This is a genomic window from Vogesella aquatica, from assembly GCF_028548455.1.
Classification (GTDB): Bacteria; Pseudomonadota; Gammaproteobacteria; order Burkholderiales; family Chromobacteriaceae; genus Vogesella; species Vogesella aquatica.
Map to the genome: position 1 here is coordinate 33409 of NZ_JAQQLF010000005.1, position 20709 is coordinate 54117.

General features: G+C 63.4%; 25 protein-coding genes. 21 read left to right on the plus strand and 4 right to left on the minus strand.

What is annotated here, in order from left to right; translation table 11 throughout:
• Nucleotides 1-167 precede the first annotated feature (167 nt).
• The 11 genes from aotJ (PQU95_RS04315) to PQU95_RS04365 all read left to right on the plus strand — a co-directional run bounded on the left by aotJ (PQU95_RS04315) (nucleotide 168) and on the right by PQU95_RS04365 (nucleotide 8801).
• Nucleotides 168-932 (plus strand): L-arginine-binding protein AotJ, encoded by a 765-nt coding sequence (gene aotJ / locus PQU95_RS04315; RefSeq protein ID WP_272750851.1) that lies wholly within the window; start codon nucleotides 168-170, stop codon nucleotides 930-932.
• Nucleotides 933-1016: 84 nt separating this feature from the next.
• Complete coding sequence (gene aotJ, locus PQU95_RS04320) at nucleotides 1017-1781, plus strand: L-arginine-binding protein AotJ (RefSeq protein ID WP_272750852.1); 765 nt, start codon at nucleotides 1017-1019, stop codon at nucleotides 1779-1781.
• 90 nt (nucleotides 1782-1871) lie between these two features.
• Nucleotides 1872-2561, plus strand: a complete 690-nt coding sequence (locus tag PQU95_RS04325) for an ABC transporter permease (RefSeq protein WP_272750853.1) — start codon at nucleotides 1872-1874, stop codon at nucleotides 2559-2561.
• The gene (locus tag PQU95_RS04330; RefSeq protein WP_272750854.1) at nucleotides 2558-3289 is read left to right on the plus strand and encodes an ABC transporter permease; all 732 of its coding nucleotides are present in this window, start codon (nucleotides 2558-2560) and stop codon (nucleotides 3287-3289) included. The genes PQU95_RS04325 and PQU95_RS04330 overlap by 4 nt, the downstream gene beginning before the upstream one ends.
• A 9-nt stretch (nucleotides 3290-3298) precedes the next feature.
• Nucleotides 3299-4426, plus strand: coding sequence for a succinylglutamate desuccinylase/aspartoacylase family protein (locus PQU95_RS04335; RefSeq protein ID WP_272750855.1), 1128 nt, complete (start codon nucleotides 3299-3301; stop codon nucleotides 4424-4426).
• Entirely contained in the window at nucleotides 4423-5205 is a 783-nt protein-coding gene (locus tag PQU95_RS04340; protein WP_017508570.1) for an ABC transporter ATP-binding protein, read from the plus strand. The genes PQU95_RS04335 and PQU95_RS04340 overlap by 4 nt, the downstream gene beginning before the upstream one ends.
• A gap of 186 nt (nucleotides 5206-5391) precedes the next feature.
• Entirely contained in the window at nucleotides 5392-6372 is a 981-nt protein-coding gene (locus tag PQU95_RS04345) for a GlxA family transcriptional regulator (RefSeq protein WP_272750856.1), read from the plus strand.
• A gap of 230 nt (nucleotides 6373-6602) precedes the next feature.
• Nucleotides 6603-7061 carry a MarR family winged helix-turn-helix transcriptional regulator gene (locus PQU95_RS04350; protein WP_272750857.1) on the plus strand — a complete coding sequence of 153 codons (459 nt, stop codon included), beginning with the start codon at nucleotides 6603-6605 and terminating at the stop codon, nucleotides 7059-7061.
• Nucleotides 7058-7594, plus strand: a complete 537-nt coding sequence (locus tag PQU95_RS04355; protein ID WP_272750858.1) for a cytochrome b — start codon at nucleotides 7058-7060, stop codon at nucleotides 7592-7594. The genes PQU95_RS04350 and PQU95_RS04355 overlap by 4 nt, the downstream gene beginning before the upstream one ends.
• Before the next feature lie 29 nt (nucleotides 7595-7623).
• Complete coding sequence (locus PQU95_RS04360; RefSeq protein ID WP_272750859.1) at nucleotides 7624-8169, plus strand: YceI family protein; 546 nt, start codon at nucleotides 7624-7626, stop codon at nucleotides 8167-8169.
• Between the two features lie 62 nt (nucleotides 8170-8231).
• A complete protein-coding gene (locus PQU95_RS04365) occupies nucleotides 8232-8801 on the plus strand; it encodes a YceI family protein (protein WP_272750860.1) in 570 nt (189 codons plus the stop codon).
• 98 nt (nucleotides 8802-8899) lie between these two features.
• Here the strand turns inward: PQU95_RS04365 and PQU95_RS04370 are convergent, their stop codons facing one another.
• The 4 genes from PQU95_RS04370 to PQU95_RS04385 all read right to left on the minus strand — a co-directional run bounded on the left by PQU95_RS04370 (nucleotide 8900) and on the right by PQU95_RS04385 (nucleotide 15192).
• Entirely contained in the window at nucleotides 8900-10702 is a 1803-nt protein-coding gene (locus PQU95_RS04370) for a sensor histidine kinase (protein WP_272750861.1), read from the minus strand.
• Complete coding sequence (locus PQU95_RS04375) at nucleotides 10699-12342, minus strand: EAL domain-containing response regulator (protein ID WP_272750862.1); 1644 nt, start codon at nucleotides 12340-12342, stop codon at nucleotides 10699-10701. Before PQU95_RS04375 ends, PQU95_RS04370 begins: the two co-directional genes overlap by 4 nt.
• Nucleotides 12335-14428, minus strand: coding sequence for a sensor histidine kinase (locus PQU95_RS04380; RefSeq protein WP_272750863.1), 2094 nt, complete (start codon nucleotides 14426-14428; stop codon nucleotides 12335-12337). Before PQU95_RS04380 ends, PQU95_RS04375 begins: the two co-directional genes overlap by 8 nt.
• Before the next feature lie 113 nt (nucleotides 14429-14541).
• Nucleotides 14542-15192: a HugZ family pyridoxamine 5'-phosphate oxidase gene (locus PQU95_RS04385; RefSeq protein WP_272750864.1), complete on the minus strand. Its 651-nt coding sequence runs from the start codon at nucleotides 15190-15192 to the stop codon at nucleotides 14542-14544.
• A 220-nt stretch (nucleotides 15193-15412) separates the two neighbouring features.
• On the opposite strand from PQU95_RS04385, the gene PQU95_RS04390 reads away from it, so the two are divergent.
• The 10 genes from PQU95_RS04390 (at nucleotide 15413) to hypA (ending at nucleotide 20646) form a co-directional block, all read left to right on the plus strand.
• Nucleotides 15413-15598, plus strand: a complete 186-nt coding sequence (locus PQU95_RS04390) for a hypothetical protein (protein WP_272750865.1) — start codon at nucleotides 15413-15415, stop codon at nucleotides 15596-15598.
• A gap of 15 nt (nucleotides 15599-15613) precedes the next feature.
• Entirely contained in the window at nucleotides 15614-16138 is a 525-nt protein-coding gene (locus tag PQU95_RS04395) for a transporter substrate-binding domain-containing protein (RefSeq protein ID WP_272750866.1), read from the plus strand.
• 194 nt (nucleotides 16139-16332) lie between these two features.
• Nucleotides 16333-16950 (plus strand): HyaD/HybD family hydrogenase maturation endopeptidase, encoded by a 618-nt coding sequence (gene hybD, locus PQU95_RS04400; RefSeq protein WP_272750867.1) that lies wholly within the window; start codon nucleotides 16333-16335, stop codon nucleotides 16948-16950.
• Between the two features lie 5 nt (nucleotides 16951-16955).
• A complete protein-coding gene (gene hypC / locus PQU95_RS04405; RefSeq protein ID WP_272750868.1) occupies nucleotides 16956-17276 on the plus strand; it encodes a HypC/HybG/HupF family hydrogenase formation chaperone in 321 nt (106 codons plus the stop codon).
• A 19-nt stretch (nucleotides 17277-17295) separates the two neighbouring features.
• Nucleotides 17296-17742 (plus strand): thioredoxin domain-containing protein, encoded by a 447-nt coding sequence (locus PQU95_RS04410; protein WP_272750869.1) that lies wholly within the window; start codon nucleotides 17296-17298, stop codon nucleotides 17740-17742.
• A complete protein-coding gene (locus PQU95_RS04415; protein ID WP_272750870.1) occupies nucleotides 17739-18629 on the plus strand; it encodes a hydrogenase expression/formation protein in 891 nt (296 codons plus the stop codon). The genes PQU95_RS04410 and PQU95_RS04415 overlap by 4 nt, the downstream gene beginning before the upstream one ends.
• Nucleotides 18626-18838: a rubredoxin gene (locus tag PQU95_RS04420; RefSeq protein WP_272750871.1), complete on the plus strand. Its 213-nt coding sequence runs from the start codon at nucleotides 18626-18628 to the stop codon at nucleotides 18836-18838. The genes PQU95_RS04415 and PQU95_RS04420 overlap by 4 nt, the downstream gene beginning before the upstream one ends.
• Complete coding sequence (gene hybE, locus PQU95_RS04425; protein ID WP_272750872.1) at nucleotides 18835-19323, plus strand: [NiFe]-hydrogenase assembly chaperone HybE; 489 nt, start codon at nucleotides 18835-18837, stop codon at nucleotides 19321-19323. The genes PQU95_RS04420 and hybE overlap by 4 nt, the downstream gene beginning before the upstream one ends.
• Entirely contained in the window at nucleotides 19320-20312 is a 993-nt protein-coding gene (locus tag PQU95_RS04430; protein ID WP_272750873.1) for a hypothetical protein, read from the plus strand. The genes hybE and PQU95_RS04430 overlap by 4 nt, the downstream gene beginning before the upstream one ends.
• Nucleotides 20305-20646, plus strand: a complete 342-nt coding sequence (gene hypA, locus PQU95_RS04435; RefSeq protein ID WP_272750874.1) for a hydrogenase maturation nickel metallochaperone HypA — start codon at nucleotides 20305-20307, stop codon at nucleotides 20644-20646. Before PQU95_RS04430 ends, hypA begins: the two co-directional genes overlap by 8 nt.
• Nucleotides 20647-20709: the final 63 nt, after the last annotated feature.

The window sequence follows — 20709 nt, forward strand, 5'->3', positions numbered from 1 at the left end:
CGCTTGCGTGCAAAGATTTCGCCGTCCCCCACAGAGGGGGTGCGAAAACAACAATATTGCAAACAAGGCAAGGCCTGCACCAGGCCAGTACCACCGCCACCGTCAGGCTGCGGTACCCCTGCCCCGGCTTGCCGGGGTTCACCATCTTCAAAGAGAGTTATAGCAGCATGAAAAAAGCGCTCATCCTGGCCGCACTGGCCCTGTCCGCAGCCGGCATGTCGGCACAAGCTGAAACCATCCGCTTTGGTATCGACGGCAACTACCCGCCGTTTGCCAAACAAGGCGCAGACGGCAAGCTGCAAGGCTTTGACGTGGATATGGCCAATGCGCTGTGTACCGCGATGAAAGTCACCTGCCAGATCGTGCCGCAAGACTGGGACGGCCTGATCCCGGCACTGAATGCCAATAAGTTCGACGCCATCCTGTCGTCCATGTCGATCACCGAAGAGCGCATGAAGGCGGTGGACTTCAGCAACAAGTACTACCACACCCCTAGCCGCATGATCGCCAAAGAAGGCACCAAGGTTGATCAGAACAGCTTCAAGGGCAAAAAGATCGGCGTACTGCGCGCCTCCATCCAGGAAAAATTCGCCAAGGACTACTGGGCCAAGAGCGGCGCCAGCCTGGTGGCTTACGGCAAGGTACCGGAAGCTTTCCTGGACCTGAAATCCGGCCGCATTGACGGCGTGTTCGTGGATTCCGTTGTCGGCGATACCGACTTCCTGAAGTCGTCGCAAGGCAAGGGCTACGCCTTCGTGGGCCCTGACTACAACGACGCCAAATACTTCGGCCGCGGTGCCGGCATTGCCGTAAAGAAAGGCAATAGCGCCCTGACCGAACGCCTGAACAAAGCCATCGAGCAAGTCCGCAAGGATGGCAGCTACAAGAAAGTACAGGACAAGTACTTCAATTTTAACGTATACGGCAACTAAACCTGCCAACCCCGCCCTGCCTTGGTCCGTAGGCAGGGTTTTTCATACCTAAAAACAGAAAAACCTACCGTGCCGGAGAGAAACATGAAGAAGCCCTTGCTTGTGCTGGGTGCGCTTGCACTCGCCCTGACTACTGCCGCCCACGCAGAGACCCTGCGTTTTGCCACCGACGCCAGCTACCCGCCGTTTTCCAAACAGGGGGCCGACGGCAAGATGACCGGCTTTGACCCGGACATCGCCCAGGCGCTGTGCGCGGCCATGAAAGCGCAGTGCGAAGTGCTGCCGCAAGACTTCGACGGCATCATCCCGGCGCTGAACGCCAAGAAGTTCGACGCCGTGATCGCCTCGATGAACATCACCGAAGAGCGCAAGAAGGCGGTGGATTTCTCCGACAAGTACTACAACATGGCCAGCCGCCTGGTGGCGCGCGAAGGCAGCCAGGTGAATGATGCCTGGTTCAAGGGCAAGAAGATCGGCGTACTGCGCTCGTCCATCCAGGAAAAATACGCCCGCGAACATTTCGTGAAGCTGGGTGCCAAACTGGTGAGCTACGGCAAGGCGCCGGAATCTTTCCTGGACCTGAAAGCCGCCCGCGTAGACGCTGCCTTCGTGGATGCCGCCGTGGGTGACGTAGACTTTGTCAAAACCGCCAACGGCAAAGGCTTTGCCCTGGTAGGCCCGGACTACAACGACCCGAAATACTTCGGTGTGGGTTCCGGCATTGCGGTGCGCAAGGGTGACAAGGCCCTGCTGGCGCGCATCAACCAGGCGCTGAAGCAGATCCGTGCCGACGGCAGCTACGACAAGATCCAGAAGAAATACTTCAGCTTCGATATCTACGGCAAGTAAGCAGCACTTAACACCCGCCGTCTGGCAAAACGCGCGGCCAACCCCGGGTTGGCCGCCTGCCGCATCAAGCAGGAACGATGGAGTAATACAATGTTTCTACAGGGTTACCTACCCAGCATTCTGGAAGGCACCATACTGACACTGCAGGTAGCCGTGGCATCGCTGCTGGTGTCCGTGGTGCTGGGGCTGATTGGCGCCATGTTCAAGATGGCCCCCTCCAAACCGCTGGTCTGGCTGGCTGAGCTGTATTCCACCGTGGTGCGGGGCGTACCCGACCTGGTGTGGATGCTGCTGCTGTTCTTTGGCGGCCAGATGCTGATCAACGATTTCTGTACCCGTATGGGCTGGCAGGCACCGGAGATCAACTCTTTCTTTGCCGGCGTGCTCACCATCGGTTTCATCTTTGGTGCTTACATGACCGAAACCTTCCGTGGCGCCATCATGGCGGTACCGAAGGGGCAGATGGAAGCCGGCCTGGCCTACGGCATGAGCCCGCTGCGCGTGTTTCTGCGCATTACCTTCCCGCAGATGGTGCGCTTTGCCCTGCCCAGCTTTTCCAATAACTGGCTGGTGCTGGTGAAATCCACCGCCCTGGTATCGGTGATCGGCCTGAACGACGTGATGTACCGCGCCGACACCGCCAAATCCATCACCCAGGAACCGTTTACCGTGTACGCCGTCGTAGGCCTGATCTTCCTGGCCATTACCAGCGTGTCCGACTTTGCCCTCAAACGCCTGGAAAAACGCTACTCGCTGGGCGTACGGGAGACCGAACTATGATCGACTTCAACATGATCGTGGAAAAGCTCCCCGCTTTTCTGGGCGGCGCCGACGGCGCACCGATGATGTCCACCAGCGATGGCTTGCAGCTGACGCTGGAGCTGCTGTTCCTGTCGCTGGCCTGCGGGCTGCTGCTGGCGGTGCCGCTGGCGCTGATGCGCGTCTCGAAAAACCGCGTGGCGTCCAGCCTGGTGTGGCTGTACACCTATGTCTTCCGTGGCACACCGCTGCTGGTTCAGCTGTTCATCATCTATTACGGCCTGTCGCAGTTTGACTGGGTACGCGATAGCTGGGCGTGGGAATACCTGCGCGAGGCTTACGCCTGCGCCATCCTGGCCTTTACGCTGAACACCGCGGCCTACACCACCGAAATCATCGCCGGCCAGATCCGTAACACCCATTACGGTGAAATCGAAGCGGCCAAGGCCATGGGCATGAGCAAATGGCTGATGATGCGCCGCATCGTCATCCCGTCGGCGCTGCGCCGCGCGCTGCCCGCCTACAGCAACGAGGTGGTGATGATGATGCAGTCCACGTCTGTAGCCGGCCTGGTCACCCTGGCCGACCTGACTGGCGTGGCGCGCCGCGTGTTCAGCGATACCTATATGCCGTTCGAGCCCTTCATTACCGTGGCTTGCTTCTACCTGGTGCTGACTTTTGGCTTCGTGTGGCTGTTCAAGCTGGCCGAGCGCCGCTGGCTGGCCTACCTGGCCCCGCGCAAGCACTAAGGAGCCGACATGCAACGCATAGACCACCCCCTGCTGTCGCCCAGCCTCACCACCGGGCGCAGCATCTGCAGCTTTCACTACGGCCAGCCTGGCCAGGGTGAAAAGGTCTACATCCAGGCCAGCCTGCACGCCGACGAGCTGCCGGGCATGCTGACCGCCTGGCATCTGAAGCAAAGGTTGGCCGCACTGGAAGCCGAGGGCCGCATTGCCGGCGAAATCGTGCTGGTGCCGGTGGCCAACCCCATCGGCCTGGACCAGAACCTGAACGGCGTGGCGCTGGGGCGCTTCGAGCTGGGCAGCGGCCAGAACTTCAACCGCCACTACCCCGCCTTTGCCCGCCAGCTATTCGACAAGCTGCGCGAGCAACTGGGCCCGGACGCTGCGGCCAACACCCGCCTGGTACGCGAGCACCTGCGCAGCATGGTGGCCGCCATCGAGCCGGCCAGCGAACTGGCCTCGCAGCGTAAAACCCTGATGCTGCTGGCCTGCGATGCCGACGTGGTACTGGACCTGCACTGCGACCTGGACGCCGCCCTGCACCTGTATACCGGCACACCGCTGTGGCCGCAGTGCGAGCCGCTGGCGCGCTACCTGGGCGCCGCCGCCACGCTGCTGGCCGAAGACTCGGGCGACAACCCGTTCGACGAAGCCTGCAGCCAGCTATGGTGGCAGCTGCGCGACCTGGTACAGGGCGCCGGCCTGGACGCGGCCATCGACATGGCCTGCCTGTCGGTCACCGTAGAGCTGCGCGGCCAGGCTGATGTGAGCCACGAGTTGGCCGCAGGCGATGCCGACCGGCTGCTGGCCTTCCTGACCCACCGCGGCATCCTCCGTGGTGAGGCCCCGCCACTGCCCGCGCTGGCCTACCCGGCCACGCCGCTGGCTGGCTCGGAAAGCCTGCTCGCCCCGCACGCCGGCGTGGTGCACTACTACGTGCCGCCCGGCACCCTGGTTGAAAGCGGCCAGCACCTGGCCGATGTGATCGACCCGATAAACGACCGCGTTACCGCGCTGCGCGCCCACCGCGCCGGCATGCTGTACGCCACCGACAGCCGTCATTACGCTACTGCAGGCCAGTGGCTGGCCAAAGTTGCCAGCGCCGAGGCCTTCAAAACCGGAAAGTTGCTCTCAGCATGAACCAGACACCCAATATCAAACTGCAAGTGCAGGATCTGCACAAAAGCTACGGTAGCCACGAAGTCCTGAAAGGCGTATCGCTTACCGCCCATGCGGGCGACGTGATCAGCATCATCGGCTCGTCCGGCTCCGGCAAAAGTACCTTCCTGCGCTGTATCAATATGCTGGAACAGCCCAATAGCGGCAGCATTGCCGTCACCGGCGAACAGCTGGCGCTGACTACGGACAAGCGTAACGGCGCGCTGAAAGCGGCCGACCAGAAACAGCTGGCGCGCATCCGCACCAAGCTGGCCATGGTGTTCCAGCACTTCAACCTGTGGGCGCACATGACGGTGCTGGAAAACATCATCGAAGCGCCGGTGCACGTACTGGGCGTACCCAAGGACGAAGCCATTGCCCGTGCCCGCAAATACCTGGACAAGGTTGGCCTCAAAGGCGTGGAAGACAAATACCCGTCGCACATGTCCGGTGGCCAGCAGCAGCGCGTGGCCATTGCCCGTGCGCTGGCGATGGAGCCGGAAGTCATGCTGTTTGACGAGCCCACCTCGGCGCTGGACCCGGAGCTGGTCGGCGAAGTACTGCGCGTGATGCAGGACCTGGCAAAAGAAGGCCGCACCATGGTGGTGGTAACCCACGAGATGGGCTTTGCCCGCGAGGTGTCCAACCACGTGATCTTCCTGCACCAGGGCCGTATCGAAGAACAAGGCAACCCGCGCGAAGTACTGGCGCAGCCCAAGAGCGAGCGCCTGGCGCAGTTCCTGTCCGGCAGCCTGAAATAAAGCATCTGGCTTGATCTACCGGCGCCATGCAAGCTACAACGTTTGCATGGCGCCGTTTTTTACAGGCACGCAGCAAAACCATGCAGTTTTTATATGGCTGCATATTGCCTGCCACCTGCAAGCACGACACAATGCGCGCTTGATTCACCCCGCTGCTACAGCACCTGGAGCACCCGGCTACCGGATATGGTCAATATCGCCCCACATCACAAACCCGTTCGCTTCGGCTTCCTGCTACTGCCCCATGCCTCGATGGCAGACCTTGCCATTGCCACCGAAGTGCTCACCCGCGCCAACCAGCTGGCAGAACGCCGCGCCTACGAGTTTCTGCCGCTATCCCTGAGCGGTGAAATGGTCACCCTGAGCAATGGCATGCGCATGCCGGTGGACCTGCCGTTGGCACACGCGCCCAAACTGGACGTGCTGGTGGTGCTGGCTGACGAAGTCGGCATTGACGTATCGGCCGACGAGCTGGGCAAAGCCATAGGCAGCCAGCTATCCGACCATACCCAGCTGGTCGGCATAGGCTGCGGCAGCTACTGGCTGGCGCGCGCCGGCCTGCTGGCAGGGCATCGCGCCACCATCCACTGGCAGGAGATCAGCCGCCTGACCGACGAATTTCCTGACGTCATCGTGTCATCCAATCTTTTTGAACTGGATGGCAACCGGCTGACCAGCGCAGGCGGTGCAGCCACCTTCGATTTCATGATGGCACTGGTAGCGGCCAACCTGGGGCAGGAGTTTGTCGCCACGCTGTCCGAGGTGTTCAGCATGGAGCGCCTGCGCCCCGGCAGCGAGCGCCAGCGCATACCGTTGGCCACGCGCATCGGCGGCAGCCAGCCCAAGCTGACCGAGGCCGTCAGCCTGATGGAAGCCAATATCGAAGAGCCACTGACCACCGACGATATCGCCTACTACGTGGGCGTGTCGCGTCGCCAGCTGGAGCGGCTGTTCAAACAGCACCTGGGCACTGTGCCCTCCAAATACTATCTGGAGCTGCGTTTGAGCCGCGCCCGCCAGCTGCTACAGCAAACCAGCAAGTCCATTGTGCAGATCGGCCTGGCTTGCGGTTTTTCCAGTGGGCCGCACTTTTCCAGCACCTACCGCAGCCATTTCGGCATTACCCCGCGCGAAGAGCGGGCACAGCGCAGCACGCCGGCAGCCTAACCCACCCAGCCCCCGCCTGCCGGCGGGGGTTCATCCGCTTAGCGCTATCTTTACGGCAACACCCCGCCCGAACCGGACTGCCTGCACGGCACACGCGGCCCCCGTACGCCCCATCACACCCGCCGGTACATCAGCAGTTCAGAATTGCTGAATAAGATTTACAAAAAAGCTTGATTTTATTTAGTACTAACTGGAACTATCCTAATCACAACTTACTCGGAGACACAGGCATGCCAGACCAGCCCGGCAAACACCGTTCCATACCACTGGTACGCGAACTGGTACGCACTTACCAGGCGTTCGAGCAGCTCAGTAGCCAGCGCATCAAACAACACGGCCTGACACACCCGCAGTTCGATGTCATTGCCACGCTGGGCAACACCCCCGGCATGAGCTGCCGCGAGCTGTCGGAGCGCACGCTGATTACCAAAGGCACGCTGACCGGCGTCCTGGACCGGCTGCTGGACAAAGGCCTGATCAGCCGCACGGTGCCGGAACACGACCGGCGCAGCCTGTTTGTTGCACTGACCCCGGCAGGAGAAGCGGTATTCGATAGCGCCTTTCCTGATGTAGTAAGCCACTGTGGCGAAGCGTTTGACCACCTGGACGACGCCAGCCTGAACCAACACATTGCCATGTTGGCCGCATTGCGCGCCGCCATTGGCCAGAAACTGGAGCCAGCCGAATGAAGCCAGCCAACCGTTACCACCCGCTGCAAATCGCGCTGCATGGCCTGATGGCCGTGCTGATGGTCGCCACCTTTGCCTTTGGCAAATACGTACACAGCCTGCCGCTGTCGCCAGCCAAATTCCAGCTGATCAGCTACCACAAATGGGCTGGCATCGCCGTACTGGCGCTGGTACTGGTACGCATTCTGCTGCGCCTGGCAAAAGGCGCCCCGGCGCTGCCGGCCAGCATGTCGGCAGCTGCCCGCCTGGTAGCGCACGCCGGCCACCTGCTGCTGTACGTGTTGATGATTGCCATCCCGCTGTCCGGCTGGCTGATGAGCTCGGCCTACGGCATCCCCGTGGTGATGTTCGGCCTGTGGCAGCTGCCAGACCTGATAGCGGCCAACCCCGAGCTGGCACCCCAGCTGGGCCAGCTGCACGACGCCCTGAATACCCTGCTACTGCTGGCCGTACTGGGCCACGTAGCCGCCGCACTGAAACACCATTTCATCGACAAGGACGGCCTGCTGAGCCGCATGAGCCTGCGCGGCTAAACCCGCGTGGCACACACAGGAACCCACCCATGAAAAAAGCACTGCTTCTGCCCCTGGCCGCCCTGCTCGCAGCGCCAGCCTTCGCCCAGCAGGTAGACCTGACCAAGAGCCAGCTGGCCTTTACCCTGAAACAGATGGGCGTGCCGATGTCCGGCAGCTTCAAGAAATTTGCGGCCAACGTGGACTTCAACCCGGCCCAGCCTGAAACCGGCAAAGCCGACATCAGCATCGACACTGGCAGCATCGCGCTGCCTACCGGCGAGGCCAGCGCGGAAGCGCGCAAAAAAGAATGGTTCAACGCTGCCCAGTTCCCGCAGGCCCGCTTTGTGTCTACCAGTATCAAGGCCCTGGGTAACAACCGTTACCAGGTCGCCGGCAAGCTGACCCTGAAAGGCGTCAGCCGTGACGTGAGCGCCCCGTTTACCGCCACCGCCCAGGGTAAAACCCTGACCGTGGACGGCACGCTGCCGATCTCGCGCCTGGCGTTCAAGATCGGTGAAGGCAGCTGGAGCGATACCGGCACCGTAGCCGACAACGTAGACCTGAAATTCCGTCTGGTGCTGGTCAACCCCTGATACCCGGGCCCAGCCCCAGCCATATTTGCCCTGATAGCCCCACCCTACTCTGGAGAGAAAAAATGATCCGTACCACCCTGTTTGCTGCCCTGTTTGCCACTGCTGGTGCCGCCTTTGCCGCCCCGGTGTCCTACAACATCGACCCGACCCACACCTACGCCAGCTACGAAGTGAACCACCTGGGCCTGTCGGTACAAGCCGGCACCTTCACCAAGATCAGCGGCAAGCTGACCGTGGATGAAGCCGCCAAAACCGGCGCCGTGGATGTCGCTATCGACGCCGCGTCGCTGCAGACCTTCCTGGGCGACCGCGACAAACACCTGAAGAGCGCCGATTTCTTCAACGTGGAAAAATTCCCTACCCTGACCTACAAGTCCACCGCGGTTGAGTTCAAGAACGGCAAGCCGGCTGCTGTAAAAGGCAACCTGACCCTGCTGGGCGTGACCAAGCCGGTGACCCTGAAGCTGGTCAACGTGACCAAGGCCAAACACCCGATGACCGGTGCGGAAAACTGGGGTGCCAACGCCGTGGCCACCATCAAGCGTAGCGAGTTCGGCATGAAAACCTTCCTGCCAGCCATCAGCGATGACGTAAAACTGAACATCGTGCTGGAAGCCGCCAAGGCCGAATAAGCCGCAGCCACCCACCCTGCCCCCGGCAGGGCCATGCCGTAAAAAAACCCCTGTTTGCACTGGCAAACAGGGGTTGTCTTTTGTCACTACTGCGCAGGCTAGTCTGGCTGGCGCAGCGGTAGCGTCACGGTAAACATGGCACCATTGCCCTCGCTGCTTTCCAGCTCGATACTGCCGTGGTGCATCTGCACCAGCTCTTTTACCAGCGCCAGGCCTATGCCGCAGCCGGGTATGCCCTGCGCGGTACTGGCGCGGAAAAACCGCGTAAACAGCAGGCCCTGCTCGCTTTCCGGCACCCCTACCCCCCAGTCGCGCACCGACACCCTTACCGTGTCATTATCCTGGCGCAGGGTCAGCGCCACACGCTGCCAGCGCGGCGAGTACTTGATGGCATTGTTGATCAGGTTGGAAAAAATCAGCCGCAGCAGCTCCATGTCGCCCTCGACCTGCAGCGCCACCTCGGCCTGGGCGTCCAGCTCGATATGGCAATCGGGGTAAATGGCCTGGTTCAGCTCGACCAACTCGCCAAGCAAGGGCAGCAAGCGCACCGGCACGTGTTCTACGCGAAGCTGGTTTGACTCCAGCCGGTTCAGCGTCAGCACACTATCGGCCAGCGTCACCATATGCGCCACCATATCGCGCACACGCTGCACCCGCTCGTGCAGCATCTCGCAGGTGAACTGGCCGGGGCTGCGCAGAATGCGCTGGGCAATGCCGTCGATCACCGCCAGCGGCGTGCGGTACTCGTGCGACACCATGGAGACAAAACGCCGCTGCATTTCCATCAGCTCGCGTTCGTGCTGCAAGGTGGCTTCCAGCGAGCGCTCGCGCTCGCGGATATGCGAGATATTCAGCACGCTGACCAGAATGCTGGGGATACCGCGGTAATCCACCAGGCAGCCGGTAAGGCTGGCGTCAAAACGCTGCTGCTGGCGGTCGCGCAGCACGGTCTGGAAGTCGGACACCATGCCCTGCAGCTGCAGCAGGTCCAGAAATTTGTCGCGGTCTTCCGGCTTTTCATACAAACCCGCCGAAACGGGCGACAAGTCCCCGCTACTGCCCAGCCACATGCCGTACAGCTCTATCGCCAGCCGGTTGGCGTAGCGGATGCGCCCGCCTTCCAGCTCGGAAATCACCATGGGCAGCGGCAAGGCATCCAGAATGCTCTGCAGCTCCTCGCTACGCTCGCGCTGCAGCTGCAGCAGTTTTTCCCGGTCGCCCACATCGTGCTGGCTCACCAGCAGCGCCGGGTCGCCGGTAGCCGGGTCGGCCACTTCTACCAGCTGCATCTGGTGGCGGGTGGTGCTGCCGTCAGCCAGGTTGACTTCCACAATGCGGCGTACCGAGCGGCTTTCCGACACAGCGGTGCGCAGCTCGCGGGCGATGGCAGCGCTGTGCAGGTTGGCCGCAAAGGCATCATCGGCCTGCGGCAGATAGGCCTGCGCGGCCGGGTTGCGCAGCAGCACATTGCCGTGCAGGTCGTACAGGGTCACCATTTCGCGCACGTGGCGCAGCATTTCTATCGAGCGCGAAGTCTGCGTGTCGAAATCCAGCTCGCTGGCTTCTACGCGCATGATGTCCGGCACCGCCACATCCAGCTGCGCGCAATGGCAATGCAGCTGCACCGGCCGGCCACGCGGGTAGATGGTCCAGGTTTCACGCACGGTTTCGTGGCGGGCAAAGGCTGCCTGGTAGCCTTGCAGGCGCAAGCGCCCGCCTTCGCTACTCATGCTCAGGTCGCGCTGCTGCAGGGCTTCCAGGTCCGGTGCGTCCCATAGCTTGAGCGCGGCCAGGTTAGCCCATACGATGGTTTGCTGGCTGAAATGATAAAACCAGATGGCGGTACTGAGCTGGTTCAGCGCCGGTAGCGCCGGCAGCCAGCCCGGAGGAATCGCTGTCATGGTGCCTCCAGCAGGGCAAGAAGTTCGTCCAGCGGCATGGGCCGATAAAAATAATAGCCCTGCGCGTAGCGGCAGCCCAGGTTCAGCAAGGCTTCTGCCTGTACCGCCGTTTCCACGCCCTCGGCCACCACAATGCAACCCATGGCGCGCGCCAGGCCGATCAGGCCCTCTACAATCTGGGCGTCGATTTCCTGCCGGGCAATGTCGGTAACAAAGCTGCGGTCTATCTTGATGACCTCGGCACGCAAGCGTTTAAGGTAGGCCAGCGAGGCGTAGCCCATGCCAAAATCATCAACCGCCAGCTTGGTACCCATCTCGCGCAAACGGGCGATGGCCTGTTCTACCTCGGGCGTGAGGTGGGCCATGGAAGTTTCGGTGACTTCGATTTCCAGGTTGGCCGCAATGCCTTGTGCGTCGTCTTTCAGGCAGTCGCTCAGGTAGGCCGGCACCCCGGCGCCCAGGCTTTGCCCGGACAGGTTGAACGACAATACGATACTCGGCGCCCACTGCACCATCTGGCGCACAGCTTGCAGCATGCGGCTGATCACCCAGCGGTCCAGCTCGGCAGCCAGGCCCATGCGCTCGGCAGCGGGAACAAAAAAACCGGGCGACAATACCCCGATGGCCGCGCCGGGCCAGCGCAGCAGGGCTTCGGCGCCCACAATACCCCCGCTGGCCATATCCACCCGCGGCTGGAACACCAGCTCCAGCTCGCCGTGGCGTATGGCCTCGGCCAGGTTACGCTCGGCGTAGCGCGCTGCCTCCAGCGCGTGGTAGTCCGCATCGCCCAGATAGATAAAGCGCCGCGCGTTACCGGCGCTGATGAAGTTCAGGTGCAGCGCGCAAGCCTCCACCAGTGCGCTGGCGTCCAGCCGGCGCAGCTCGGGCGATGTCCAGTCCACCTGGATACGCAGCATGCTGAAGGTGTAGTTCACCATCACCCCCCCCACCATGATTTCATGGCGCTGCATGCTGGCAGGAATATCGCTGGCCTGGGTATCGGCGCGCTCGATCAGCGCCCAGCAGCCATCGGCCCAGCCATACACCTTGCCGGATTCGGCCAGCTGCGACAGCTGGGTGTGCACCTGGCTGCGCAATAGTTGCTGCTCTGCCGGTGCCAGGCGGATGGACAGGCCAAGAAAGCTGTCGATCTTGGTCAGGATCACGCTCACCGGCGCCACCACGCGCCGCGCGGCCTCCAGCCGCTGCAGCAGTAACGGCCGGCTGAAAAACTGCCCGCTGGCGTCGGCAAAAGTGTCGGAGTGCCGGCGGCGCTTGATGCGCGAGGCCACCGCAGCCAGCAGCAAATCAAAGTCCACCGGTTTGACCAGGTAGTCCACCACCCCCAGCTCACGCCCGCGGATCTGGTTCTGGCGGTCGCCCAGCGCGGTAAGCATGACAAAGGGCACCGGGTCGTCATCGTTCAGGTTCACGGCTTCCAGCAGCTCGAAACCGTTCATGCGCGGCATGGAGATATCGCACACTACCAGGTCGGGGCTGTGCTGGCGCACCATCTCCAGCCCTTCCACGCCATCGCGTGCCTGCAGTACCTGGTAGCCAGCAAAGGCCAGCTCCTCGCAGATCAGCATGCGGATGGTGTTGTCATCCTCTACACACAGTACTGTTTTTTGTTCAGACATGGTCATGCTCCGTCAGTGGCAGGTAGACGGACACGATCAGCCCTTCGCCTTCTGCACTATCCAGCTGCAAGCGGCCACCCATTTCATCGACAAAGCGCGCCACCATGGTCAGGCCCAGGCCGCTGCCCACGGCGCGGTCACCGCTGCGGCGATAAAACGGCTGCAGCAGCTGTGCCAGCTCGTCGGCCGGCAACGCGGGGCCGCCATCGCTGATACGCAGCAGCCATTCAGTGCCTTGCCGGCGGCAGGCTACACGCAGCTGGCCACCACCATGGTTGGCCGCATTGTGCAGCAGCTCTTGCACCACCAGGCGTAACAGCGGCTCGCGCACGGCAGGGCTGTCCGGCGCGTCGAGCTGGCGCTGGATATGCTGGTCTGTCAGGCCGTCGGCGAGCAGGCTGTCCAGCAAGGCGGGCAGCGATACCGGCAGCAAGGGGGTATGGTTATCCTGTACCGGCAGCAAAGCCAGCAAGCTGCGATCCAGCATGGCCCCCAGGCGCTCGCCGGCATCACGGATCAGGCCCAGGCGCGCCTTGAGCGTATCGGCATCCGTCGTGCTGCCACGGCGCTGCAGCGCCTGGGCGACAGAATCTATCTGCGCCAGCGGCGTGCGTACCTCGTGCGACAGCACCTCGATGAAATGCTGCTGTTGCTGGTTGATTTGCCGCTCGGTAGCCAGGGCTTTTTCCATCTGCAGGCGGGCTTGTTCTTCCACACCGGAAGCTTTTTGCAGCTGTACGGCCATCTGGCCTATATGCTTGCCCAGGGCGTCCAGCTCGGTGATGGGCTGCTGGGCCAGGGTGGTGTGGTAATGCCCGGCACCAATTTGTTCTACCGCTTGCTGGAAGCTGGCCAGCGGTGCCACCACGCGCTGGCTCATCTGGCGGGCACGCCGGGACAGCAAGGCAAAGAAAACGGCATAAAACGCCAGCAAGGCAGCCAGCATGAACCAGCCTATGGTGGTCATGCGTTCATGCAGCTTTTGCGCCTCGGCCAGGATCACCGGCTCTTCGGCCACCATCAGCAAGGTCCAGTTCGGGCCGGCCACCCGCGACCAGGCCACCACCTCTTGACGGCCATGGCGCAGCGGCAGGCTGGCAACGCCGGCGTGGTTCTTGCCCATCAGTGCGGCCAGCTTCTTGCCCTCCGGGTGCAGGTCGATACGGTATTTTTCGGGTTTGAACACGTTCTGGCGGATAGCCTCGGTATAGCTGTGCACGCCCAGCTCTTGCAGCCCCCAGTCGTGCTCGCCTTGCGGTGGCAAGGCCAGAATGGTGCCGTCGCGCCCGATCAGCATCACGTAGGCCCCCCAGGGCAGATCCAGTGCCAGCAGCTCGTCCACTACGGTCTTCAGTGTGATGTCGATGCCCACCACCGCCTGCAGCGTATCACCCTGCCACACCGGGGCGATGGATGACACCATCCAGCCCTGGCCGGCCGGGTCCAGGTAGGCGTCGGTCCATACCGGTTTGCGTGCCGGATTGTGCTTGCCGTCGGCTTCGTAATAAAAGTTGTACGACGGGATATCCATCTTGGCCGGGTACTGGCCCTTCACTTCAAAATAGGGATAGATACGGTTGTAGGAATCTTTGGTATTCAGATAAACCTGTGCAATCAGCGGGTTCGCTGCTTTGATATCTTTCAGTACCGGGTCCAGCTGTACGCTGCGGTCTATGGTTTGCTGCTGCGGGCCTAACGGCACGATGCCGCTGTAGTAGGCTGCGGCCCCGCCATTGTCACGGGTGGTCACCAGCGCCCCGTCTGCCGTGCGCTGATAGCGTGCTTTCTCGCCGGCAGCTGGGGTATAGGGTGTCTGCAGCGCATGCCCGGTCTGGCTGGCAAACAGCCCGGTGATACCCGAGACGGCATGCAGGCGCTCGGACAGCGCACGCGCCTCGGTGACCACTTCGCGGGGCATGAACGCCTTGGACATGTCGCCTACCGTGCGGCTGTTATCCTGGTAAATCATCTGGGCGCTGACCCAGTAGATCAGCAAAAACCCGAGCTCGACCACCAGTAAGGGAACCAGTGCCGTACGCAGGAAAGACTGCCAGAACCAGCGGTCGAGCCTGACTTGTTGGCTCATACCTTACCTCGCTTTATGATTTTCACTTTTAAATAAACGACAAAATCTTAAACCAAATACCAGTATGCCGCATTTGCCCGGCAAACATCGCTTTCACGCCGCGCGCTGTACCATCAGCGCAACTCGCCTGCGGCCAACGCTGCGCGGGCGCGGGCCAGCAGCTGCCCGGCCGGCACCGCAGCGCCAAAATCCAGGCGCTGGCGCTGGCCATGTGCCAGATAGTCCACACCGTAGCTGTCTGCCCCCAGCACGGTAACCTGCTCGCCCGGCGGCACCAGCCCCGGTAACAGGCTGGCTTCGGTGGCCAGCTCCAGCCGGGCAGTCGCCTGCCAGGCCTCAGGCTGCACCCAGCCCATCTGGCCAAAGCCGCCAATAAAGCGCAGCGCGCGCAGTGACAGGCGGTAAAAGCTGAAATCGCCCAAGGCCAGGTACTGTTCGAAATCCGGGCAATAGCGCAGCAACCGGGCCTGCAAAGCCGCATCCGGCACCTGGGCCTGCAATTCACCCACCAGCGTCATGCGCGCCTGCTGCAACACCTCACCGGTGGGGGTTTGCAGCAACAGGCTGACGCGCGGGTCGGCCTGGGCATTGCGGCAATGCTCGGCCAGGCTGCTCATCAAGAACCACGGGCTATGATCCGGCCCCGGTGCAAAAGGCAACACCGTGGCAAAGGGGTAGCCCGGCACTGCCTGCGAATGGCTGGCCAGCACCGCTGTGCTGCAGCGATGTAACAGGGAAAGGGCTTGCGATACGGGTATGTTCATGTCGTTTACACCACAAAACCGGTAATACAGCTTAGGGTGGCGCGGCAGGCAGGGCAATGAATAGTGCATCAGGATAACGCGGGCAATAGCGTCTGAAACAGCCGTTCCTGCCTAAATTCAATAAATTTTCATCTGTACTGGTAAAAGCACTTAACGACGCAAGCCTGGCGCGCTAGAGTCATGGCACCTTACTTACCACTCACCAAGCCGCCTGCCTGTCGTGTACATCCGCCTGTTTCCTTTATTACTCAGCGCCCCGGTCTGCGCGGCCAACATCACCGCCGTCACCACCGAGTTTCCGCCTTTCCAGAGCGCCCAGCCACAGCCGTGGGGCATCGCGCTGGAAACCGCACGCCAGCTGGCCAAGGCCAACGGCGATACGCTGGATGTACGCTTCTTGCCCTAGGCCCGGGCCTACCAGATGGCAGAAACCACACCGGGGCTGATGATCTTCTGCCTGGCACGCACGCCACAGCGAGAAGCGCAGTTTGGCTGGATAGGGGAAATCGCTCCCAATGACGTCACCGTCTGGCGCCTGGCCGCCCGCCAGGAAGTCAACGCCCGCAACCTGGACCAAGCCCGCGTATGGCAGCTGGGCGCCACCGCGGGTGATGTGAAAATGCAATACCTGCTGCAACAGGGTTTTGTACTGGGACAAAACCTGCAGGAAAGCAGCGACGACCTGAGCAATATCCGCAAGCTGTTTGCCCGCCGCATCGACCTGCTGCCCTTTTCCAACCAGGCCGTGCTGCGCTACCGCAGCGCCCAGGCCGGGCTGGATAGCCACCTGCTGCAGCCTGCCTTTACGCTGCCGGGGCTGTCGCAGCCGCTGTACATTGCCTTTAGCCCAGGTACGCCGGCTACCCGGCTGGCACCTTACCAGGCCAGCTTTCGCCAATTGCAAAAAAACGGCTGGCTACAGCAGCTGACTGCACGCTATCACTAGCCGCCACACTGCAAAGCCACCTTCCACCCAAAAGCATCAAAACGAAAACCAACCTTCCACCCCGCAAGCACCACCCGCCGCCGCGCTCCAGCAAACCCATAAAAATCAGCCACTTGCCCGCACCACCCCCCCACGCAAAACTGGCACGGCCTTTGTATATGTAACGCCCTCCGTAACACACCGGGAAGGCAAACATGTCAACGCCACATATCGTGGTACTGGGTCTGGGCAATCTGCTGTGGGCCGATGAAGGCTTCGGCGTGCGCTGTGCCGAGGCGCTATACGCCGGCCATACCCTGCCCGCCAACGTGGAGGTGATAGACGGCGGTACCCAGGGCCTGCTGCTGCTGCCCTATGTCGAGGCGGCCGACCATCTGCTGATCCTGGACGCCATCGACTTTGGCCTGCCCCCGGCCACGCTGCGCGTCTTCCACGACGACGCGGTACCGGCCTACCTCACCGCCAAGAAAATGAGCCTGCACCAGACCGGTTTTTCCGAGGTGCTGGCGCTGGCCGAGCTCAAGGGTACGACGCCTGCCGCCATCACGCTGATCGGTGTGCAGCCGGCCGAGCTGGAAGACTACGGCGGCAGCCTGTCGCCAGCCGTGCGCGCCCGCCTGCCCGAGGCGCTGGCCATCGCCGTACAAACCCTGGCCGCCTGGGGCGTGCAGGTACAGCCCGCCAGCGGTGACGGCGCGCGGCTGAACGACGCCAGCCTGGACATGACGCGCTACGAAAGCGAGCGCCCCAGCGCCGACAGCGCCTGCCGCGTGGGCGACGCGCGCGTGCTGTTTGACGGGGAGCCGCACTGATGTGCATGGGCACCCCGATGCAAGTCGTTACTCCCGGCTGGTTTAGCGCCCGCTGCCGCGACCGCGACGGCAGCCAGGTAGACATCGACACCCGGCTGCTGGGCGAGGTCAGCGCCGGCCAGTGGCTACTGGTATTCACCGGCGCCGCGCGCGAGCTGCTGGACGAGCAGCGCGCCGCCGACATCCTGGCCGCCATCGCCGCGCTGGAAGCCGCGCTGGCCGGCCACTACCAGCCCGAGCAGCACTTTGCCGACCTCTACCACCGCGAGCCGCAGCTGCCCCCGCACCTGCAGGCGCTGCTGACACCCGAGACCCCATCAAGCTGACAAGGCAAGGCCACCCACCATGCAATCGTATATTCCTACCTTCGACAGCGTTGCCGCTCGCCTGGCCGCGCTGGGCTACAGCCAGGCCGATGCGGCCAACCTTGACACACTGGCTGCCGCACACCCGCAACTGGTGCTGATGCTGAACGCCGACCCGCACCAGCACCCCGAGGTGGCCGACAACGCCATCATCGTGCCCGAGGTGCTGAAAAGCCTGCCCGGCGCCGCGCCGCACGTCTGCTGGGCCGACCCGGCCGCCAGCCGCACGCTTGCCAGCCGCTTTGGCGTGCTGAAGTACCCGGCGCTGGTATTCCTGCGCGGCGGCCAGTACACCGGCGTCATCGTCGGCCTGATGGACTGGCCGGACGTCGTACACCGCTTTACCGAACTGTTGGCCGCACCGGCGCGCCGCCCGCCCTCGGTGGGCATTCCTGTGACCAGCCCCACCAGCGGAGCCTGCCAATGAGCACCTTTACCCTGCCCAAAGCCTTCCCCATTCCGGTAGTGGGCATCGGCCCCGGCTCGCAACCGGCCGCCCCCGACCTGAACTACCTGCCGCTGCCGCGCCTGCTGGACGGCTTCGACATGCCCTGGCTGCCTACCGCCGAAGAAACCGCCCACCTGGGCAACGCCAAGGCGCTGGTGGCCGAGCTGATCCGCCGCATGCAGGCGTGGGACGGCACGAGCGAGCCCTACCCGTCACTACAGCTGAACGGCCTGGACCGCGACGGCCGCACGCTAGTCAGCCAGCTGCTGGGCGAAGGTGAAGTCAGCGCCCGCGTGCGCTGCCTCAACGGCCACGAGCTGCTGATCCAGGAATCGGTGTTCGCCGGCGTGTGGCGCGTGCTGGAAACCGACGCCGACGGCCAGCCGCTGGCCGACCGCATCGAAGCCTGTGCCATCCCCGCTGCCGTGTGGCAGCAGGCCCGCGCTTTTGGCCGCCGAGAGCTGACCCCGTTCGACCCGGCCGGTGTGGCGCTGATGAACGCGCCGGCGGTGCTGGCCGAGGTGGCCGAGCGCGCCGCCGCCTACCAGGACGGCGACGAAGACCACGTCATCAACTTCAGCCTGCTGCCGATGACACCGGAAGACATGGCCTATATCGACGCCAACCTGGGCGGCGGCAACAGCGGCGTGTTCTCGCGCGGCTACGGCAAGTGCCGGGTGATGGCCACCGGCCTGCAAAACGTGTGGCGGGTGCAGTACTTCAACGGCATGAACGCCATCCTGCTGGACACGCTGGAAATCACCCGCATGCCGGAGGTGGCCCTGGCCGCCGCCGACGATCTGGCCGACGCCATCGAGCGGCTGCAGGAAGCGCTGGACTGGCTCACCGGGGAGCAAGTGGCATGAACACCTTTGAAGGCAGTTATCTGGGCAAACCCGGCGCGCTGGCCGACGACGCGCGGCTGGAGTGCAAGATCTGCTGGTGGGTGTACGACCCGGCACAGGGCGATGCGGTATGGCAGATCGCCCCCGGCACCCCGTTTAGCGCACTGCCTGCGCACTGGCACTGCCCGGTGTGCGACGGTGCGCATGAACAGTTCATGGTGCTGCCATGAACGCGCGCCACAGCAGCGCCGGCTGGCTGCAGCACCCGGGCGCCGCACTGGAACAGGCCTACCGCCACATCCAGCACACGCGCATGCAGGGCATCCCCATCCTGAACCCGGCCATCTGCGTGGAAAGCGTGGGCTTTCGCCGCTACCAGGGCTGGTGGGCCGGCGTGCTGATTACGCCATGGTTCATCAACCTGATGCTGCTGCCTGCCGACGCGCCGCTGCCGGACGGCCCGGCCGGCGAAGAGCGGCTGGTGGCGCTGCCGGAAGGCATCATGCCGTTTCTGCCGGGCAGCGAGGACAGCATCGGCCCCTACCTGATGTGCTCGCTGTTTTCGCCGCTGCCGCAGTTTGCCGACCAGCAATCCGCGCGCGACACCGCCAGCGAAGTGCTGCGCCTGCTGTTCGAGATTCCGGCGCCGCCAGCGGCCACGCCGGCAGGGCCGGACCTGAGCCGCCGCCGCTTGTTCGGGCTGGGCGGCGCATGAACGGCATCACCTTGCAGCGCCGGCACGGCCAGGTGAGCGTGCACTGGCCCAGGTTGGCCGCCGAGCAATTATTTGTCGGCCGCACACCGGCCGAGGCCATTGCGCTGGCGCCGCAATTGTTTTCGCTGTGCGGCCACGCGCAGCAGCTGGCCGCCACACTGGCGCTGGCCGCCGCCAGCGGCCAGCCTGCCGCGGCCAACCCACAAGCACTGGCCGCTGTGCGGCTGGAGGCCATCCGCGAAACGCTGCGCCGCTGGCTGCTGGACTGGGCGCCGGCCTGCGGCCAACCCTGCGACGCCAGTGCCATCGCGGTACTGGCGCGCGCCAGCACGCTACAGGATTACCGCCAGCTGGCCGCGTACAGCATTTTCGGTACCGAGCCGGCTATCTGGTGCCAGTATGGTCTGGCCGGCTGGCAACAATGGGCAGCCGCTGGCGATAATGCCGCCGCCCGTGCCTTGCAGCAGCTACTGGCTGCAGCGCCGGAAGCCCCCCCTGCCTTGCATATGCTGGGCAACACCGCCGCGCTGGCCGCCGAACCACACTGGCTTGCCGGTCACTACCCAAGCTGGCGCAGCCAGCCGGTAGAAACCGGCGCGCTGGCGCGTTACCAGCCGCTGCTGCAAGCGTGGCTGGACACCTGCCATGTCAGCGCTGCGCGCCTGCTGGCGCGCTGGCTGGCGCTGGCCGCCTGGCTGGGCGAGGCCGAAGCGGGCAGCGACAGCTGCACGCTGGCCGGTAGCGGCCTGGCGCTGGTAGACACCGCACGCGGCCCGCTGCTGCATCTGGCCACGCTGGGTAGCGACGGCCACATCAGCCATTACCGCGTGCTGCCGCCCACGCTATGGCACAGCCACCCGCAAGGCTGCATGGCGCAGGCCGCGGCCAACGGTACGGCCGCCCAGATACAGCGCAGGCTATTGCTGATCGACCCCTGCGTAAGCTTTACACTTGCCGGTATCGATAACGAGGAACCGCCCCATGCATGAAATGTCGCTGGCCGAAGGCATCGTGCAGCTGCTGGAAGAGCACGCACACACGCAGCAATTCCGCCGCGTCAAACAGATCTGGCTACAGGTAGGCGAGCTGGCCGGCGTGGAGCCGGAAGCGCTGACCTTCTGCCTGGACGTGGTACTACGCGGCAGCCTGGCCGAGGGCGCCCAGGTGCACCTGCTGCGCGAGCCCGGCCGTGGCTGGTGCCTGGCCTGCAGCCAGGAGGTCGCCATCCACGCGCGCTTTGACGCCTGCCCCAGCTGCGGCCGCCACCAGGTACAGGTCACCGGCGGCGAGGAACTGCGCGTGGCGGAGCTGGAGGTGGAATAAGCCCTGCCAGCACCGTTACCACCCGCACAAAGAAAAACACAACACCGAACAGAATAAGAAAGG

Bases quoted from the DNA above. Each gene is read 5' to 3' on its own strand.
- PQU95_RS04385 (WP_272750864.1), bottom strand. From the start codon at position 15,192: ATGAACATACCCGTATCGCAAGCCCTTTCCCTGTTACATCGCTGCAGC.
- hybE (WP_272750872.1), top strand. From the start codon at position 18,835: ATGAACGCGCGCCACAGCAGCGCCGGCTGGCTGCAGCACCCGGGCGCC.
- PQU95_RS04365 (WP_272750860.1), top strand. From the start codon at position 8,232: ATGATCCGTACCACCCTGTTTGCTGCCCTGTTTGCCACTGCTGGTGCC.
- PQU95_RS04325 (WP_272750853.1), top strand. From the start codon at position 1,872: ATGTTTCTACAGGGTTACCTACCCAGCATTCTGGAAGGCACCATACTG.
- hypC (WP_272750868.1), top strand. From the start codon at position 16,956: ATGGGCACCCCGATGCAAGTCGTTACTCCCGGCTGGTTTAGCGCCCGC.
- PQU95_RS04415 (WP_272750870.1), top strand. From the start codon at position 17,739: ATGAGCACCTTTACCCTGCCCAAAGCCTTCCCCATTCCGGTAGTGGGC.
- PQU95_RS04355 (WP_272750858.1), top strand. From the start codon at position 7,058: ATGAAGCCAGCCAACCGTTACCACCCGCTGCAAATCGCGCTGCATGGC.
- hybD (WP_272750867.1), top strand. From the start codon at position 16,333: ATGTCAACGCCACATATCGTGGTACTGGGTCTGGGCAATCTGCTGTGG.
- aotJ (WP_272750851.1), top strand. From the start codon at position 168: ATGAAAAAAGCGCTCATCCTGGCCGCACTGGCCCTGTCCGCAGCCGGC.
- PQU95_RS04350 (WP_272750857.1), top strand. From the start codon at position 6,603: ATGCCAGACCAGCCCGGCAAACACCGTTCCATACCACTGGTACGCGAA.
- PQU95_RS04330 (WP_272750854.1), top strand. From the start codon at position 2,558: ATGATCGACTTCAACATGATCGTGGAAAAGCTCCCCGCTTTTCTGGGC.
- PQU95_RS04335 (WP_272750855.1), top strand. From the start codon at position 3,299: ATGCAACGCATAGACCACCCCCTGCTGTCGCCCAGCCTCACCACCGGG.
- PQU95_RS04395 (WP_272750866.1), top strand. From the start codon at position 15,614: ATGGCAGAAACCACACCGGGGCTGATGATCTTCTGCCTGGCACGCACG.
- PQU95_RS04420 (WP_272750871.1), top strand. From the start codon at position 18,626: ATGAACACCTTTGAAGGCAGTTATCTGGGCAAACCCGGCGCGCTGGCC.
- hypA (WP_272750874.1), top strand. From the start codon at position 20,305: ATGCATGAAATGTCGCTGGCCGAAGGCATCGTGCAGCTGCTGGAAGAG.
- PQU95_RS04340 (WP_017508570.1), top strand. From the start codon at position 4,423: ATGAACCAGACACCCAATATCAAACTGCAAGTGCAGGATCTGCACAAA.
- aotJ (WP_272750852.1), top strand. From the start codon at position 1,017: ATGAAGAAGCCCTTGCTTGTGCTGGGTGCGCTTGCACTCGCCCTGACT.
- PQU95_RS04345 (WP_272750856.1), top strand. From the start codon at position 5,392: ATGGTCAATATCGCCCCACATCACAAACCCGTTCGCTTCGGCTTCCTG.
- PQU95_RS04370 (WP_272750861.1), bottom strand. From the start codon at position 10,702: ATGACAGCGATTCCTCCGGGCTGGCTGCCGGCGCTACCGGCGCTGAAC.
- PQU95_RS04430 (WP_272750873.1), top strand. From the start codon at position 19,320: ATGAACGGCATCACCTTGCAGCGCCGGCACGGCCAGGTGAGCGTGCAC.
- PQU95_RS04375 (WP_272750862.1), bottom strand. From the start codon at position 12,342: ATGTCTGAACAAAAAACAGTACTGTGTGTAGAGGATGACAACACCATC.
- PQU95_RS04380 (WP_272750863.1), bottom strand. From the start codon at position 14,428: ATGAGCCAACAAGTCAGGCTCGACCGCTGGTTCTGGCAGTCTTTCCTG.
- PQU95_RS04360 (WP_272750859.1), top strand. From the start codon at position 7,624: ATGAAAAAAGCACTGCTTCTGCCCCTGGCCGCCCTGCTCGCAGCGCCA.
- PQU95_RS04410 (WP_272750869.1), top strand. From the start codon at position 17,296: ATGCAATCGTATATTCCTACCTTCGACAGCGTTGCCGCTCGCCTGGCC.